The 256-nt window shown below is 62.1% G+C and carries 1 protein-coding gene; it reads right to left on the minus strand.

The window, feature by feature from the left end:
• Positions 1-256, minus strand: a 256-nt coding sequence (locus R0J88_RS21525; protein ID WP_410901107.1) for an RHS domain-containing protein, incomplete at both ends; no start/stop codon positions are given.

Raw genomic sequence — 256 nt, forward strand, 5'->3', positions numbered from 1 at the left:
GCCCTGGAAGCGCAGCGGATTGTCGGTGCTGGCGCGCTCGCCATTGCCATCTTGTGCACGTTCGAGCTGGCCCCAGGCACGGTATTGGCCCACCCAGACGAGATTGCCGTCGCTGTCAGCGACTTCCAGCGGTGTGCCAAGGTGGTCGGTCTGGAAGTAGTAAAGCTCGGCCGCTGAGGGCTGATAGATGGTATCGCCAGACTGGCCGGTGCCGGTCTGTTGTTCAATTGCCTCGAAGCGTGTTTCCAGCTTCGCG

Origin of the sequence: Pseudoalteromonas sp. SIMBA_162, assembly GCF_046535955.1 — a bacterium.
Lineage (GTDB): Bacteria > Pseudomonadota > Gammaproteobacteria > Enterobacterales > Alteromonadaceae > Pseudoalteromonas > Pseudoalteromonas marina.